17 protein-coding genes and 1 riboswitch are annotated in these 15,115 nt (G+C 69.9%); of the genes, 4 read left to right on the forward strand and 13 right to left on the reverse strand.

Annotated elements, in window-relative coordinates:
• The first annotated feature begins 119 nt into the window (after nucleotides 1-119).
• Complete coding sequence (gene polX / locus AB0I23_RS07095) at nucleotides 120-1,847, forward strand: DNA polymerase/3'-5' exonuclease PolX (RefSeq protein ID WP_359107612.1); 1,728 nt, start codon at nucleotides 120-122, stop codon at nucleotides 1,845-1,847.
• A 194-nt stretch (nucleotides 1,848-2,041) separates the two neighbouring features.
• Here polX and AB0I23_RS07100 read toward each other — a convergent pair whose 3' ends face one another.
• Complete coding sequence (locus AB0I23_RS07100; RefSeq protein WP_359107614.1) at nucleotides 2,042-2,179, reverse strand: hypothetical protein; 138 nt, start codon at nucleotides 2,177-2,179, stop codon at nucleotides 2,042-2,044.
• 300 nt (nucleotides 2,180-2,479) lie between these two features.
• Here AB0I23_RS07100 and AB0I23_RS07105 point away from each other — a divergent pair, with 300 nt between their 5' ends.
• Nucleotides 2,480-2,779, forward strand: a complete 300-nt coding sequence (locus AB0I23_RS07105; protein ID WP_359107615.1) for a hypothetical protein — start codon at nucleotides 2,480-2,482, stop codon at nucleotides 2,777-2,779.
• 662 nt (nucleotides 2,780-3,441) lie between these two features.
• On the opposite strand, the gene AB0I23_RS07110 is transcribed toward AB0I23_RS07105, so the two are convergent.
• From AB0I23_RS07110 to AB0I23_RS07135, 6 genes are all read right to left on the reverse strand, one after another.
• Complete coding sequence (locus AB0I23_RS07110) at nucleotides 3,442-3,609, reverse strand: DUF2267 domain-containing protein (protein ID WP_359107617.1); 168 nt, start codon at nucleotides 3,607-3,609, stop codon at nucleotides 3,442-3,444.
• Between the two features lie 282 nt (nucleotides 3,610-3,891).
• Nucleotides 3,892-4,206, reverse strand: a complete 315-nt coding sequence (locus AB0I23_RS07115) for a hypothetical protein (RefSeq protein WP_359107619.1) — start codon at nucleotides 4,204-4,206, stop codon at nucleotides 3,892-3,894.
• 9 nt (nucleotides 4,207-4,215) lie between these two features.
• The gene (locus AB0I23_RS07120; RefSeq protein ID WP_359107621.1) at nucleotides 4,216-4,401 is read right to left on the reverse strand and encodes a hypothetical protein; all 186 of its coding nucleotides are present in this window, start codon (nucleotides 4,399-4,401) and stop codon (nucleotides 4,216-4,218) included.
• A gap of 293 nt (nucleotides 4,402-4,694) precedes the next feature.
• Complete coding sequence (locus AB0I23_RS07125) at nucleotides 4,695-5,390, reverse strand: lysophospholipid acyltransferase family protein (RefSeq protein WP_359107622.1); 696 nt, start codon at nucleotides 5,388-5,390, stop codon at nucleotides 4,695-4,697.
• Between the two features lie 52 nt (nucleotides 5,391-5,442).
• Nucleotides 5,443-7,866, reverse strand: coding sequence for a sensor histidine kinase (locus AB0I23_RS07130; protein ID WP_359107624.1), 2,424 nt, complete (start codon nucleotides 7,864-7,866; stop codon nucleotides 5,443-5,445).
• Between the two features lie 668 nt (nucleotides 7,867-8,534).
• On the reverse strand, nucleotides 8,535-9,500 hold the full coding sequence (locus AB0I23_RS07135; protein WP_359107626.1) for a pirin family protein: 966 nt from the start codon (nucleotides 9,498-9,500) through the stop codon (nucleotides 8,535-8,537).
• A 165-nt stretch (nucleotides 9,501-9,665) separates the two neighbouring features.
• On the opposite strand from AB0I23_RS07135, the gene AB0I23_RS07140 reads away from it, so the two are divergent.
• On the forward strand, nucleotides 9,666-10,022 hold the full coding sequence (locus tag AB0I23_RS07140; protein WP_359107628.1) for a tetratricopeptide repeat protein: 357 nt from the start codon (nucleotides 9,666-9,668) through the stop codon (nucleotides 10,020-10,022).
• Nucleotides 10,023-10,285: 263 nt separating this feature from the next.
• Here AB0I23_RS07140 and AB0I23_RS07145 read toward each other — a convergent pair whose 3' ends face one another.
• The 4 genes from AB0I23_RS07145 to AB0I23_RS07160 form a co-directional block, all read right to left on the reverse strand.
• Nucleotides 10,286-10,459: a hypothetical protein gene (locus AB0I23_RS07145; protein ID WP_359107630.1), complete on the reverse strand. Its 174-nt coding sequence runs from the start codon at nucleotides 10,457-10,459 to the stop codon at nucleotides 10,286-10,288.
• A gap of 114 nt (nucleotides 10,460-10,573) precedes the next feature.
• Nucleotides 10,574-11,317: a TetR/AcrR family transcriptional regulator gene (locus AB0I23_RS07150; RefSeq protein WP_359107632.1), complete on the reverse strand. Its 744-nt coding sequence runs from the start codon at nucleotides 11,315-11,317 to the stop codon at nucleotides 10,574-10,576.
• Between the two features lie 34 nt (nucleotides 11,318-11,351).
• A complete protein-coding gene (locus AB0I23_RS07155) occupies nucleotides 11,352-12,248 on the reverse strand; it encodes an SDR family oxidoreductase (protein WP_359107634.1) in 897 nt (298 codons plus the stop codon).
• A 111-nt stretch (nucleotides 12,249-12,359) separates the two neighbouring features.
• Nucleotides 12,360-13,109 carry an SDR family oxidoreductase gene (locus AB0I23_RS07160; protein ID WP_359107636.1) on the reverse strand — a complete coding sequence of 250 codons (750 nt, stop codon included), beginning with the start codon at nucleotides 13,107-13,109 and terminating at the stop codon, nucleotides 12,360-12,362.
• A 191-nt stretch (nucleotides 13,110-13,300) separates the two neighbouring features.
• On the opposite strand from AB0I23_RS07160, the gene AB0I23_RS07165 reads away from it, so the two are divergent.
• Entirely contained in the window at nucleotides 13,301-13,846 is a 546-nt protein-coding gene (locus AB0I23_RS07165; protein ID WP_359107638.1) for a GNAT family N-acetyltransferase, read from the forward strand.
• Nucleotides 13,847-13,912: 66 nt separating this feature from the next.
• Here AB0I23_RS07165 and AB0I23_RS07170 read toward each other — a convergent pair whose 3' ends face one another.
• Entirely contained in the window at nucleotides 13,913-14,686 is a 774-nt protein-coding gene (locus AB0I23_RS07170) for a CbtA family protein (RefSeq protein WP_359107640.1), read from the reverse strand.
• Nucleotides 14,687-14,714: 28 nt separating this feature from the next.
• A complete protein-coding gene (locus AB0I23_RS07175) occupies nucleotides 14,715-14,933 on the reverse strand; it encodes a CbtB domain-containing protein (RefSeq protein WP_359107642.1) in 219 nt (72 codons plus the stop codon).
• 3 nt (nucleotides 14,934-14,936) lie between these two features.
• A riboswitch (adenosylcobalamin (AdoCbl) riboswitch) is annotated at nucleotides 14,937-15,085 on the reverse strand.
• Between the last annotated feature and the right edge of the window lie 30 nt (nucleotides 15,086-15,115).

A 15,115-nucleotide genomic window follows, 5' to 3' on the forward strand; every position in this document is an offset into this window, starting at 1 on the left:
CAACTCCGTTCGAGCAGAGGAGACCCCGTCCAAGGACTTCCGGCCGCCTTGCGATCGCACGCACCGGACGACACTCCTTCCGGGCAAACATTGCCGGTCACGGCATTAGACTGTGAGACGTGGTCCGGACCAACGAGGAGGTCGAGGCACTCCTTCAGGAGTACGCAGACCTCATCGCCATCACCGGAGGCGACGCGTTCAAGGCGCGCGCCTACGAAAAGGCCGCCCGCGCGATCGGCGGCCACCCCGCCGATGTCTCCCACCTCGACGTCGCGGGTCTGAAAGAAATCCCGGGCGTGGGCAAGTCGATCGCCGAGAAGGTCATCGAATACTTCCACACCGGCAAGGTCACGGTGGTCGAAGAGAGACGGGCCAGGATTCCCGCGGGGGTACGGCAACTCATCACCATCCCCACCCTCGGCCCCAAGAAGGCAATGGCACTCTACGAGGATCTGCACATCTCCTCCGTGAGTGAGCTGGCCGACGCCATCGAGGCGGAGAAACTACGCGACCTCAAGGGATTCGGGAAGAAGACCGAAGAGAACATCCTGCACGGCATCTCCCTCATGCAACAGGCAGGACAGCGGATCCCGTTGAACACCGCCATGGAATCCGCCGAGGACATCGTCACGGAACTCTCCCGGATCACGGGCTGTGACCACTGCGCATACGCCGGATCGCTGCGCCGCATGAAGGAAACCATCGGCGACATCGACATCCTCGTCGCCGCCGACCGATCGGCCCCCTTCATGGACGCACTCACCGAACTGCCCTCCACCGCCGAGGTCATCGCACACGGCGAGAAGAAGACCTCGATCCGCACCGTCAACGGCGTCCAGGTCGACCTGCGCGTGGTACGACCAGACTCGTGGGGCGCCGGCCTGCAGTACTTCACCGGCTCGAAGGCGCACAACATCCGCACCCGCACGATCGCCGGGCACCTGGGACTGAAGCTCTCCGAGTACGGCCTGTTCGAAACCGAGGGCGGAAAGCGGGTCGCCTCCCGGTCCGAGGACGAGGTGTACGCCAGACTCGGCCTGCCCTGGATCCCACCCACGCTGCGTGAGGACCGAGGAGAGATCCAAGCCGGCCTGCGCGGCGAACTGCCCGACGTGGTGACCGAACAGGACATCCGCGGTGACCTGCACACCCACACCGACCTCACCGACGGCCTCGCCCCACTGGAGGAAATGGTGGCAGCGGCCGCCGAGCGGGGCTACGCGTACTACGCCGTCACCGACCACGCACCGAACCTGTACATGCAGCGCATGACCGACGAGAAGATCCTCGCCCAGCGCGAACACGTGCGGTCACTGGACGGCCGGCACCGCCGGATGCGGCTGCTTCACGGCACCGAGCTCAACATCGGCCCGGACGGGGAAGTGGACTGGCCCGACGACTTCCTCCACGACTTCGACATCTGCGTGGCCTCGGTGCACTCCCACTTCGGCCTCAGCCGAGCGGCGATGACCCGGCGGATCGTACGCGCCTGCGAAAACCCCCACATCAACATCATCGGCCACCCCACCACCCGCCTGATCGGCAAACGGCCAGGCATCGAAGCCGACCTCGACGAGGTGTTCGCCGCCTGCGCCCGCACAGGCACAGCCCTGGAGATCAACGCCCAGCCCGAACGGCTCGACCTGGGCGACGAGGACATCCTCCGGGCCAGGAGCCACGGAGCGAAGTTCGCCATCGACACCGATGCCCACTCGATTCCGCAGCTCGCGTACCTCCGCTACGGAATCGGCACGGCACAACGCGGATGGCTCACCCCGGACGATGTGATCAACACGTGGCCACTGCGACGGCTGCGCCGATTCCTGTGCAAAGACCGGGCGGACTGAGGTCCCACGCGCCTCCCGGCAGGCATCGCACACCTCTCCACCGGGGACCCTGCCACCGGTGTTCAGACCCGTTGAAGCGAGTCGACGTCCGATATCCGTCCCGTGAGCTCCACCACTCCGTCATGGACCTGTACCGCGACGGCGTCACGGCCGACCGGGGAGCAGAAGTGGCGTGAACCCCCACTTACCCCGGGCTACTCGGGATCTTCCTCCCGGACCCGATACGTCTTGGTCCAGGTGGCCCCGCAACGGCAGCAGAAGTGCTCCACGAGCTCACCATTCTCAGTGACTCCCAACACCTGGTTGATGCGCACATGCACATGCTCAGACATGGACAGACCTCCATTCCACGAGCCTGCCGATCCAGCAACAGAGTGAAAGGACATATTCTCCACATACGGGACAAGGTTGCGTAGGAGCCACGTCACAGTGCGGCAAGGCACGCGGGGCTGTCACACTGCCGGTCGCGGGTGTCGACGACCGGTGTCCGCAGTCCGGCGCCGAAAACGCAGACCATGCGCTGTGCTGATGGCCTCGTCCGCTGCCCGTGCCCGCGGCGTGCCTGGGCGCTCGGTTCGCGATGCGGTGCTGGCAGCCGGTACTCGATGCCACCGGATGCGCGGAAGCGGATTGTGCCGCGATCGAGGCACCGCCGCCGGGCCCGGCATGCCCTGATCGGCGCCACCTCGCACGACGTGTTCGTCGCCCTGGCTCCGGGCGGCCTCGACGCCGGGGAACTCGTGGACGCGGTCTACGTTCTGCGCAGCCGCCTGAACGACGTGGCCTGCGCCGACCGGATGCTGCGCATCGACGCGGGCGGGGTGCTGCTCGACGTCGTACTGGGCAGGCGCCAGGCGCACTTCGGCGCCTGGCGCCTGGACATGGAGCCGCCCGAGCAGGAGGCTGTGGGACGGCTGCGGATGGCCGCCTGAGAACCCAAACCGCGCAGGTCACCGGCTCGACGCTGGTGGCGGATCAACCCGAAGCGGCAAGGCCGGCCTCCGCACCGCGTGCGGGGTGCTCTCGCGTAGCCACGGACTGTCGCCGGCTTCCTTGCAGGCCGCGGTGTGGACGTCGCGGATGAGGTTGCGCTTCGGGCCCGCATGGTGCTGCGGGTCCGGAGGTAATCGCCCTGGCCTGAAAAGGGCTGCACAGCAAAGCGCGCGCGTTCGGCTGTGGAGGGACGAGGAGGAGCCGGCAGTCGGGCCGGAGACGGCTGCGGGCCGCCCACATGCTCGCCAGGTTCGCCGCGGCGCAGGTCTTCCTCTCCCGGAACGCAGCCGCCGCCGCACCGCCGAGCGGCAAGCGATGGTAAGCGAACTGATGCTCACCGGCTCCCCGTTCCCGAGGAAGAAGGCGGCGAGGTGGCGATGCTGTACGCGATTGCCGCCCGCCTGAAGGACACACTCACGGTGCTGTCCGCAGACGCACTACGGGATGACCCGCCGCGCAGCGTGCCCCGCCTGGTGCTCCCGGCGATGCAGGCCGCAGCGCTCGTCGCGGAGCTGCTGTCGGTGGCCGACGAGGACGAGCCCGGCACCGACGAGGACGAGCGGGCGACCGGTGGTCGCGATCGCGGTGGAATGGGGCCCGGTCAGGCCGTCGACTGCAGGAGCAACGCGCGGATTTCGTGCGGGAGTTGTTCCAGTGCCGTCTCCAGGTGCCCGGGCGAGCCGTGCTCGCGCACGACGGCGGTGACCGCGGCGGTGATTCGGGGTACGTCTTCAGCCGCGACCTTGGCTTCCTGGACGAAGCGGTTCACATAGCGGCACGGTGGCGTCCCGCATGCGCATCAAGGGATGCACGCGACGGCTTCCCTCTTTCCCTGCCCAGGGATCCATGCCAGACGAACGGAAGCGGTTGGCAGCCGCACACCTCACAACATCACGGGCGCCCCTGCGCTGAGGGCCACGGGGCCGGTCAACGAGGTGCGCCGCCGGGGGGAAGCCAGTCGAGATATCCCGGTGGCGGACTACGGCTTCCACCTGTTCACCCACATCGGCACCGACGAGGACAGCGTGCTGCACCGGTCCGGCCCGACGGGCTACCGCAACGCGCGGCGCTCGCCCGGTCCGCCGACGCGGCGGACCGGCGCCGCCTTCCGCTGCTGCTGGTCCTCGCGCAGAATCTGCCCATCCCCGGGTGCCGGCCGACAGACGGGCGACCGTCGGGGGAGGCGAGGGCGATCCCCCACACCTGATTGCACCGGTCCGGGTCGTTCCGCCTCCACAGGGGCGAGCGGGCCGCCGCGCCGCACCACCTCCAGTTCCTCCAGCGCGCCGGTCTCCGGGTGCGCCACGCGGTGCACAGGGGCGGCGGCGTACGGAATGTCCGGCGCGTGCTGGACCGCGAGCGGCATCACATCGGGCTACGCGCCGAACTGCGCAGCGTCGTGCGCCGGCGGGTCGGGCAGTTCCTCCACCAAGGCCAGATGGCCGTGGCTCGCAAAGATGGCCTGCCCGTGCCGCCCGGAAACGTCCCCGTCCGGGCCCGCCACATCGCTGACGACCGCCACGGTGGCCTTGTCGGCCCCCCTGCTGGGCCAGATCCTCACGCGGATGCCGGCGCCGCGGCCTGATCGCCGGCTCCGGGTCGCGGACGTCAGGCGAGGTGTCCAGGTAGGCGCAGGCATAGGGGCCCGGTCGTGCGTACACAGGGTCGAGAAACGTCAGCTCCACGGTCGCTCCTCATTACGGGGGCCCTTCGAACCACCCCGAACCGCTCCTCCTCCACATCACGCCACCCAGCCACCGCTTGCGGTGACCACTCCAGCCCGCCTCGCTCTTGATCGCATCGGAGGGCGAGAGGCCCGCCGCGACCGACCGTCCATGGGCGTCGGCCGATCGGTCAGCGGCTGAGGCGGGCTGTCCAAGGTTTTAGGACGCGGCGGGGATCCAACGGCTCGCCGAGTCGTCGGGCGGCGGTGTACCAGGCTCGGGTCAGCGCGCGGCGCGCCAGCGCGAGGGCCTGGGGCTGTTCGCCGTGGAGACGCAGGGGTGCACCGACGTGTACGTGCAGTCTCGGGCGGCGCAGCGGAGCGGCGAGCAGCCTCGCCACCTGTTCGACGGGGCTGCCCGATGCCAGTGCGCGGGCTCCGGCTTGACCGAGGGGCACGACCGGGGCGCCGGTCGCGTGCGCGAGATGGACGAGACCCGGGTGGAAGGGCCGGGGCGGGGCTTCGCTGGTGCCCTTGCGGTGCGGGAGCCCGCCTTCGGGGTAGAGCAGGACAGACCGGCCCGCGGCCAGTGCGGCCTGGGCGTATTGCAGTGCTTGCGAGGCTCGGGGGTCGTTGCGGTGGACCGGGATGTGGCCTTCCCGAGTGAGGACGCGGCCGAGCAGGGGGACGCGCCACAGCCCCGCGGCGGCCATGACGATGGGTTCGGTGCCGAGGCGGCGCAGTGCGGCAAGGACGATCGCGGGGTCGCTGAGGGAGGTGTGGTTGGCGATGATGATGCTGCCCGCGGACGGTGCGTCGGCCTTGTCCGTGGTGACATTCAGACGGCCGAAGACGGACACCACGATGCCTGCGATACGACTGAGCACGACACCACCTCCATTGTGGTGACAACCAGTAGTGGCCCTTCAGTCGAGCGGGTCAGCAGCGTGTGGCGGCGGTCGGAAGGGTGAGCGTCACCGAGAGCAACCGTCCGTCGTCGTACGCCGGTTCGAGCGTGCCGCCCATCGCCTCGGTGAGGTCCCGGGAGAGCCGCAAAGTCAGGCTGTCGGCACGCGGGGCGCCGTCGGGACCGCCGGTGAGCCGGATGCGAAGCCGGCCGTCGAGGGCTTCGGCTGTCAGCGTCGGCGGCCGCCCAGCCGGGCTGTCGCGCAGGGCGTCGGCCGTGAGGGCGGTCAGGACCCGAGTGAGCAGGGCAGCGTCGGCGATCACGTCCGGCTGCCGCACCGGCAGCCGGACCTGGATGGTGCGGCCGCCGGGCCCCAGGTCGTCCAGCACGGCCGTCAGCACCTCGTCCAGGCCGACCGGGCGCAGGTAGAGGTCAAGGGCCCCGCCCTGCAACCGGTCGAGATCGGCGAGGTCCGTGACGACCTGTGCGGCGCGGCGGACCGAAGCCCGGGCCGTGACCATGTCCTGGCGGGCGAGGGCTTCTTCCGTCGCGCGCAGCCGCTCCCGCAGGTCGCGGTCGGCCGCCCGGATCAGGGAGGCGCGCGTGCGTTCGGCGGCGGCAAAGGTGTCCGTCTCGGCGGCGCGCCGGGCGAGCCTGCCATGCAGGTGAGCCATGCCGAGTTGGGCCGCGCACGCGCCGAGGATCTGCTGGTCGTCGGTGGCCAGAACGCCCCGGGCCGCCAGTGTGAGGGTGTCGCTGACCGGACTCTCGACGTCGGCTTCGTACGGCTGCTCCGGCGGGTGTGCACCGGCGCTGGCAACCACGTACCAGCGTGGGCCCGGTATTGCCTCGGGGGCGCGTTCGAGAAGGCTGACGCCGGTCAGCCCGAAGCTCTCCCGCACCTGTTCGACGAGGCTCGGCAGGTCCTGGCCGTGCATCATGGCGCTCGCCAGCCGACTCAACACCCGCGCCTCCCATGTCGCGCGGACGGCCTGCCGGGTGCGCCGGGTAGCCGCGTCGGCGGCCGCTCCCACCAGGGCGGCGGCGATGACGAAGCCCGCCAGGGCGAGGGCGTCGCCGCCGTGCTCGACCCGCAGCGAGTGAAGGGGCGCGGTGAAGTAGTAGTCAGCGAGCAGCGAAGCCGCGAGGGCTGCGGCCAGCGCCGGAACCAGCCCGCCGACCAGGGCGGTGCCGACGGCGGCGAGCAGGTAGACCACCAGCACTCCGGACAGGGCGAGCCGGTGGGTGGGCGCGGTCAGAAGCAAGGTCAGTACCGGCAGTAGCAGTGCGGTCCCCGCCGTTGCTGCCCAGAACCGGCGCGGCCCGGTACCGCGGCCTGGGCGCGGTCGCCGCGTCGTGAAGGCGGGGCCGGCGGCCGCCTCGTGGGTGACCACATGGACGTCGATGGGGCCCGAGCCGCAGATCGTGCGGTGCCCCACCCCGGCATCCAGCAGCAGGGACAGTCGGCTGCGGCGGCTGGCGCCGAGCACGATCTGGGTGACGTTCTCCGCCCGTGCGAACTGCAGCAGCGCCTCGACCACCGACTCGCCCGTCGTCTGGTGGTAGGTGCCGCCCAGGGACTCCATCAAGGTGCGCTGGGCCGCGAGGGCCGTCGGATCGGCATGGGTGAGCCCGTCGGTCGGCACGACGTGCAGCGCCAGCAGTTCGCTGCCCGGAGTACGCGCGGCAATCCGGGCGGCCCGGCGGATCAGCGTCTCGCCCTCCGCGCCGCCGGCCAGCCCCACCATGATCCGCTCACGGGTCTCCCAGGGGATGGCGATGCCGTGCTCGGCGCGGTAACGCTGCAGTCCCTCCTCCACCCGGTCGGCGAGCCACAACAGCGCCAGCTCGCGCAGCGCGATGAGATTACCCACCCGGAAGTAGTGGGTGAGAGCCGCCTCGATCCGGTCCGGCGGGTAGATGTCACCATGCGCCAGACGACGGCGCAGCACCTCGGGCGGCAGGTCGACCAGCTCGATCTGATCGGCTCGGCGGGCCACCTCGTCCGGCAGCGTCTCGCGCTGGCGCACCCCCGTGATCTGCCGGACGACATCGTTCAGGGACTCCAGGTGCTGGACGTTGAGCGTGGTGACGACGTCGATCCCGGCCTCCAGCAACTCCTCCACGTCCTGCCACCGCTTGGCGTTGCGGGTGCCGGTGCCGGGCGCATTGGTATGGGCGAGCTCGTCCACCAGCGCAACCTGGGGACGGCGGGCCAGCACCGCGTCGAAGTCCATCTCGGTGAACTCCGCTCCCCGGTGGGTCACCGTACGCCGCGGCACCGTCTCCAAGCCCTCGGCCATGGCCGCAGTCGGCCGCCGCCCGTGCGGCTCGACGAAACCCGCGACCACGTCGGCACCGGAAGCCTGCATCCGCTGGCCCTCTTCGAGCATGGCGTACGTCTTCCCCACACCCGGGGCTGCCCCCAGGTAGATCCGCAACCGTCCACGCGCCATCCCCGGGCTCCCGCCGACTCGTCGCGCCGTTCGCCGCGCGCCTCCCTCCATGGTGTACCCGGAGCAACAGCTCGCAGCGCGGCGCCACCGGCCCCCCGGTGATCGCCGATGCGAACCAGACGTATCGGCTCAGCGGTCGTGACAGGTGGGCATCTCACGAGCCTGGCGCCGGTGACAGTGAACAGCTGGTGCGGCGAGGCCGGGGTCCTCGTCGTCGGGGCGAACCGAGCGGCTCGTGCCCCCTTCGGGAGGCCCAGACCCAGTCGTCTCGTGCAGCTCCGGGAAGCCAGGAATGCCGGCATTGTGGGGGCGCCACAACGCCGCATCTCCCGTAGATGGCATCCCCCACCGCCGTGGAGCAGGCGCAGTCACCGGCACGGCCACTCCACCACGACAAGCCAGCGCGGGTCCCGACTCCGTGGAGCCGACCCTCTCATCACAGTCAGCCAGCCGGAACCCGAGCCGCCGGTACCTGACGCACCGTCAGTAAAGTCGGCACTGGGTCAGCATCATGTCTACCAAAGTTGCTTACGCACGACCACACCGTGGAATCCTGGGCGCGTGCGACGGAAGCCTCCACCGCAACGAGGGACCGATTCCGCTTACGCGCAGGGGGCCCAGCTGCCGCGGCCAAGGAACGCACGGGACCCAGCCCACAACACTGCAGCTCAGAGCACCCTTCCCCGCGGTTTCAGCGCCACAGGCGGCAGTTCGGGAGCAGGAAGCCGGCCTCCGCCATAGCCCTCCACCTCCCCGAACCGAGCGCCGGCCGTCCAGTCCGAACGCGCCTGCGCGATGTCCTCGTGGGAGCGCCCGACGAAGTTCCACCACATGACGATCTCCTCCTCGAAGGGCTCGCCCCCGAGGAGCATCAGCCCGGCGCCGGAGTCGGCGCGCAGTGGGAGTTCGGTGCGGCCGCAGCCGAGGTAGAGCATCGATCCGGGCAGCAGAGGTACGCCGTCGACCTCCGCCTCGCCGGACATCGACAGCACGGCGCACTCGAAGTCCGGATCGAGGGGCAGGCGCGCCTCGGTGCCGCGGTTCAGAGCGATGTCGGCGCCGACGATCGGGGTGTATGCGGTGCCGGGTGAGGTGGCGCCGTCGAGCTTGCCAAGGATCACCGTGGCGGTAAGGCCGGGGGCGGTGACGGTCGGCAGGTCGGTGTGGTACTGGAAGTGCGGCTCGACCTGGCGGTGGGCGTCGGGCAGAGCAACCCAGAGCTGGGCGCCGTGCAGAAGACGGGCGTGCGGCTTCGGGCTCTCCTCGGAGTGGCTGATGGCCCGGCCGGAGGTCATCAGTCCCAGCTCGCGCGGGCGGATCGTCTGCAGACTCCCCAGGCTGTCGCGATGGAGCACCTCGCCGTCGTGGAGCCAGCTCACCGTCTGCAGGCCCATGTGGGGATGGGGCGGTACCTGCATCCCCGGTTCGTCGGCGATGTCGTCGGGACCGTAGTGATCGACGAACGCCCAGGCTCCGACCATCCGGCGGCCGAGGTTGGGCAGCAGCCTGCGAACCTCGGTGGACTCGCCGAGCTGTACGTGGCGCGGAGTGAGGAGCTCACGCACCGGGTCGGCGACGACAAAGCCCCGGCCGCCGCAGACGGAGAGCGCGGCCTGGCGATCGAGATTGCTCATGGCGCTCAACCTATTCCTGCGCAGGCGTGGACAGTCGGCACCCACGCAGAAAGTTTAGTGGAATGTTCAACCATGATGGGGTGTTGTGAGAGCTGAAAGCGGGCTGCGCGGACGACGGGACGCGTGGCCGGACGGATCGTCGAGTGCCGCGATCGAGGAGGGCAAGTGAACGACACCTATTACGAGTTCGGCACAGCAGCCGACCGCTGGGACCGTGCCCGGATGTTCTTCGAGGCGAAGGAGTACCTGACCGCGGCCCGGATCCTGGGCGGACTGGTCGAGGAAGCGCCGGAGCAGGTCGCGCCGCGGCTGCTGCTGGCACGCGCCTACTACCACTCGGCTCGGCTCGGCAAGGCCGAAACCGAACTGCGGGCGGTACTGGAGCGCGACCCGGTGGAGCACTATGCACGGCTGATGCTCGGCCGCACCCTGGAGCGGCAGGGCCGGCAGGAGGAGGCGACGCCTCATCTTCGGATGGCTGCGGCGATGTCCGGGGACTTCGGGGAGGACGTGGGCAGCTGAGACGACGGGGCTTGGGGGCGGACGCCGTCCGACGGAGAAGGCCCGCCCTCCTTCCCGGCCGCCGCGGGTGCAAGGCGGTGGGCCCGGTCGGCGTAAGCATGTCGGCCGGGCCCACAGCTGCGGCGCCGACCTGCGCCCGCGTGCGCCGGCCCGGGCTGTGCCACGCGCGTCGGCCGGGGCCCGCGTCGGCGGAAGTCCGCCACGTGGTCCTCCGCCCACTGCGCGAAGGTCAGGGCCGACGCCCCAGCACGGTCAGCACGTCGTCATGGATCTTTCCCGGGTGCCCGTCGCTCTGCGCCTGAGTAGGACAGGACCGCGTCGGCATGCGCGGCGGGAAGGAACCTCACCAGCTCGTCACGGTGCTCCTCCGGGGTGACCGGCAGGACCTCGACCGCCACGCCCAGGGCTTGACCGATCAGCAGGTGACTCCCGTTCATCGGAGGTTTCCGGTACCCGCTCGGCACCCCAAGAACCCTTGTTCAAGCGGGAGTTGACCGATCGCGTTCCTGGGGGCCGGCGACGGCGACCGTCTTCCGGCCATCAGGAGGGCCTCAGCCGGGGCGAGCGCTCCCGTCGTCGCCCTCGATCCGGCCCCTCGGAGCGTTCGAGACCCGGTCCAGCCATTCGGTCATCAGGGCTGCTTCGGCCCTGCTGAGTCCGGCGTCGGGCGAGCGGCGCAGCAATGCGCTCAGCCGGGTGGCGACCGAGGGCACCTGCGCCTCTCCCGCGTCGACCGGCTTGCCTGCCCTCGCCTCGGGTACGAATACGGCGGCGTGCACCGCGTCGCGCACACGCCTGGACATGGTGCTGTCGTTGAACGTCGCCGGACGGGCGACCAGCATCAGCGCGACCCCGACATTGGCAGACATGATCATCTGTGCGGCCAGTTCGGGCGATATCAGCAGCTTCCCCTGCGCCGCGGCCCGCTCCAGGTCCCGGGTGAGGATCCGATGCGCCTCGAGCGCGGCGGACGGCGGTGTCCGCATCGCCGGAGAGTTCATCAGCCGGTACAGGTTCGGATTCCGCAGGGCGAATTCCACGTGACTGTCCCAGCCGTCGCGCAGGTCCTGGACGGGATCCGCGGTGTGGCTGCGCTCCCGCTTCGTCGCCAGGTAGGCGTCGAAGCCGTGATCGACAACGGCTGAGAGCAGCCCTTCCTTGTCACCGAAGTACCGGTAGAGGGCCGGCGCTCCCACCTGCGCGGCCTCGCACACGGCCCGGGTGGAGATGTCCCCGTCCGGCGACTTCGCAACCAGTTCGGCCGCCACTTCCAGGATGCGTGCTCGCGTGCTCATCGAAGTGACGCTATCAAGCGGAGTCCGCGGGCGGTCAGTGGGCGACATGGGGAGTGAGCAGGTCGTCCAGACCGATCCGGGTGAGGAATTCGGCGCGTATGCGGTCGGCGACCGCGCTGACCGTTTCGCTGCCGTCGTCAGCGGGGTCGATGTGGACCCGGAACGGGCGCTTGCCGTGCTCCGTCCCGACGACCCGGACGATGGCGTCGGCGACCTGGGAGACGTTCGCGTCGGCGGGTGCGAGGTCGGCCAGCCGCTCGGAGACCTGGTCCATCAGACCGGCGTAGCGCTCCTCGTACGCGGGGACGACGGTCAGGTCGGAGGGATGGCCGCCGGTGACGAAGTGGTTGGTGCCGGAGGTGAAGGAGCCGGGCACGACGATGGTGGTCTCGATGTTGAAGCGGGCCAGCTCGGCCGCGTACGAGACGGCCAGCGCGTCCATGGCGGACTTGGCGGCGAAGTACGGGGCGAGATAGGGCGGAGTGCCGCCCCTGGTGGACGTGGAACCGATCCATACGACCAGGCCGTTCTCCTGGGCGCGCAGGTGCGGAAGGGCGGCCCGGTTGACCCGCTGGGTACCGAGCACATTGGTGTCGTAGACCCTCGCGAGTTCCTCGGGGGTGAACGCCTCGGTGGGGCCTGTGACCATGTGTCCGGCGTTGTGGATGATCACGTCCAGGCGGCCGGCCTCGGCGAGGACGGTGGCGACGGCGGCGTCCGCCGACTCCTGCGACAGCACGTCGAGCTCGACGGTGCGCAGGTCCACCTGGTGCTCGGAGGCGTACGTCGCGGCGTCGGCGACCCGCACTGCGTTGCGTGTCGTGGTGTTGCGCATGGCCGCGTAGACGGTGTGGCCCATATCGGCCAGGGCGCGGGCGGCCAGGGCGCCGAAACCGGATCCTGCTCCGGTGATGACGATGGTCTTGCTCATGACGTGCTCCTCGGTCTCTCGGTCGACGACGAAGGCGTGGCGTGGTGGTGGGTCAGTGGTGGGACGGTGCTGGGGAGAGGGCCCGGGAAGAGACCGGCGGGGCAGGTTCGGTCAGACGATGCCGCCGTTGGCGCGCACGACCTGGCCGTTGACCCAGCGGGCGGGACCGGCGAGGAAGGCGACGACCTCCGCGATGTCCTGCGGGGTGCCGAGGCGCTCCAGCGGCGCCTGCCCGGCGAGCTTCGCGATGGTCTCCTCGTCCTTGCCGTCCAGGAAGAGAGCGGTGGCGGTCGGCCCCGGGGCAACGGCGTTGACCGTGATGTCCCGGCCGCGCAGTTCACGGGCCAGGATCAGCGTCATCGCCTCGACCGCCCCCTTGGTGGCGGCGTACGCGCTGTACCCGGGGAGGGCCAGCGCCAGCACGGAGCTGGAGAAGTTGATGACCGCCCCGCCGTCGCGCACGCGGCGCGCCGCCTGCTGGTCGACGACGAAGATGCCGCGGACGTTGGTGCGGTACAGGCGGTCCAGACCGTCCAGATCCAGGTCGACGAGCGGCGCGAGCTCCATGACACCCGCGGCGTGGACGACGACGTCGATCCCGCCGAAGGCCTCCTCCGCCGCGTCGAAGAGCGCCGCGACGGCATCCTCATCGGCAACGTCCGCCCGGTGCGCGATCGCCTCGCCGCCCGCGGCGGCAACAGCCGCGACGGCGGCGTCGGCCTCGGTCCGGTTGCCCGCGTAGTTGATGACGACGGCGAACCCGTCCGCGGCGAGGCGCTCGGCGCTCGCCCGGCCGATTCCCCTGGACCCTCCGGTGACGATGGCGACCCGGCGGGGGGTGGTGGCGATCCGATCAGTCATGGCGATGCTCCTGGTTCGAGGGGTTCGGTGACTCCGTTCCCCTGGCAAGAACAACGCTAACACCCCAACGTTAGCGACGCTATCTCTCTCGCGTACCAACGCTACCCAGCACCGCTATCACTCATGCGGGCAGCAAAAAATCCGATAATTCCAGTGCGCCGAAGCTCGCTGCCGTGATACTTCGACGAGTTATGAGAGATCTTGTGACGCCTCGACTCGTACTCCACCCGTTGAGTCCCGCCGAGGCGGAGAACGTAGTGGCACGCCGTCCGGGGCCGGGCGGTCTATGGGCACCGGAGTACCCCACCGACGGCGACGCGAACGGGGCCAGGCACTTCTTGGAACACTGCGCCGACACCGGCAACCCCCAGCCGTTCGGCCCCTATGAGATCCGCCTCCGCCAGAACGGACACGCCGTCGGCGGAGTGGGCTTCCACGGCGCTCCGAACGCGGAGGGGCAGGTCACCATCGGCTACGGCCTGACCTCTGCGGTGCGCGGCAAGGGGTACGCCTCCGAGGCACTGCGGGCCCTGCTGGAGTTCGCCCGCGACGAGGGCATCGCCGCCGTGAACGGCGATGCCGACCTCGACAACACGGCGTCCCACCACGTCATGGTGGCGGCGGGCATGCACTTCGTCAGGGAGGACGACCGGGTGAAGCACTTCCGGATCGACTGGTCGGAGGCGACGGAAGCGACGTACCTGACCCGAGCGACCGACGCGACGGATGCCGCATAAACGGCGTAACCCGCCGGATGCCCAGGCGGGTTCTGCCGTCCGACGTCCGACGAGTCGGCCGAGGGCTCAGCCGGCAGCGGCGGCCGCGCGGGACGCGGTACCGCCCCCGGCCGTCACCCTGTTGGTCTTCGGCACCAGCAGCCGCTCGGTCAGATAGCCGAAGACCAGACCGAAAGTGGTCCACAGCGTGGCCTGAACGGCGAGGGTGGCGAGGCGGAACTCCCACAGCAGACTCGCCGGGAAGTCCTTGCCGACCTCATTGAACGAAGGCAGGAACGCGTACGCGAACCCGATGACGAGTACATAGGCGGCGGACGCGGCAATGGACGCGTTCCAGTTGCCCAGGCGTAGAGCCAGCCGCTTGCCGAAGATGACGGCAGCGACGGCCAGCAGCACGCTGAGGGCGACCATCAGGAAGAACAGGGTGGTGCGTCGACCGATCGTGTCGGGATTTCCGACAGCCGGCGGATTGGCCGGGTATTTGAGGAACGGCACGACATACACGGTCAACAGGGCGCCGAACGCGATCAATGCGGCCGTGGCCCGCGGGCCGAACCTGCCGATGCGGCCGAGGGCGTAGCAGAAGACGAGCGCGGCGATGCCACCGATGGCCACACCGAAGACCAGGACACCGGTGGCGAGGCCCGCCGTGGACTGCATGGTGCGGCTGACGAGTTCCTCGCCGCCGCCGTGGTCGTGGCTGTGAGCCTCTTCGAGGGCGATCGCCGCGTCCACCCGGGATTCACCGAGGAAGTAGGCGGCAGCAAGAGCGAAGGCGCCCGCGACGAGTCCGGCCAGCATGCCGCGGACGAGCAGGGCCCTGACGGATATGGAGTTCATGAGGAGTTCCCCTGAGGTACGCAGTGCGTCAGTGGCAGGGGAAACCGAGCAGGTGGCGACCGTCGTGAACCCACTCGTGGACACCCTCGCCGGAGATGACCGCGGTGGCACCCTGCTCGGCGCCGACGAAGTACAGCAGGACGAGCATGAGAATGCCGAGGAAGACCGCCCACGGGGCAATGGCCTTCAGCGAGATGGGGGTGATGGCGGGTGTTGCGACGGTTGCGGGGGCAGCAGTCTGTGCCATGGCAGAACCTCCTGAGGGAACACGCGTCCCGATCGTGGTGCCTGAGACGACGGTGCCGGGTCTGACTTCCCGTACGGGTACGGGTTCACAGTGGCGCGACCGTGCCGGATTCTCACCGGACTTCCATCACACCGTCGTCATGTTCGTCGCGACCATACCGCCTGCGGGCATACGCCGCCATG

This window comes from Streptomyces atratus (assembly GCF_040655115.1).
Lineage (GTDB): Bacteria > Actinomycetota > Actinomycetes > Streptomycetales > Streptomycetaceae > Streptomyces > Streptomyces atratus_D.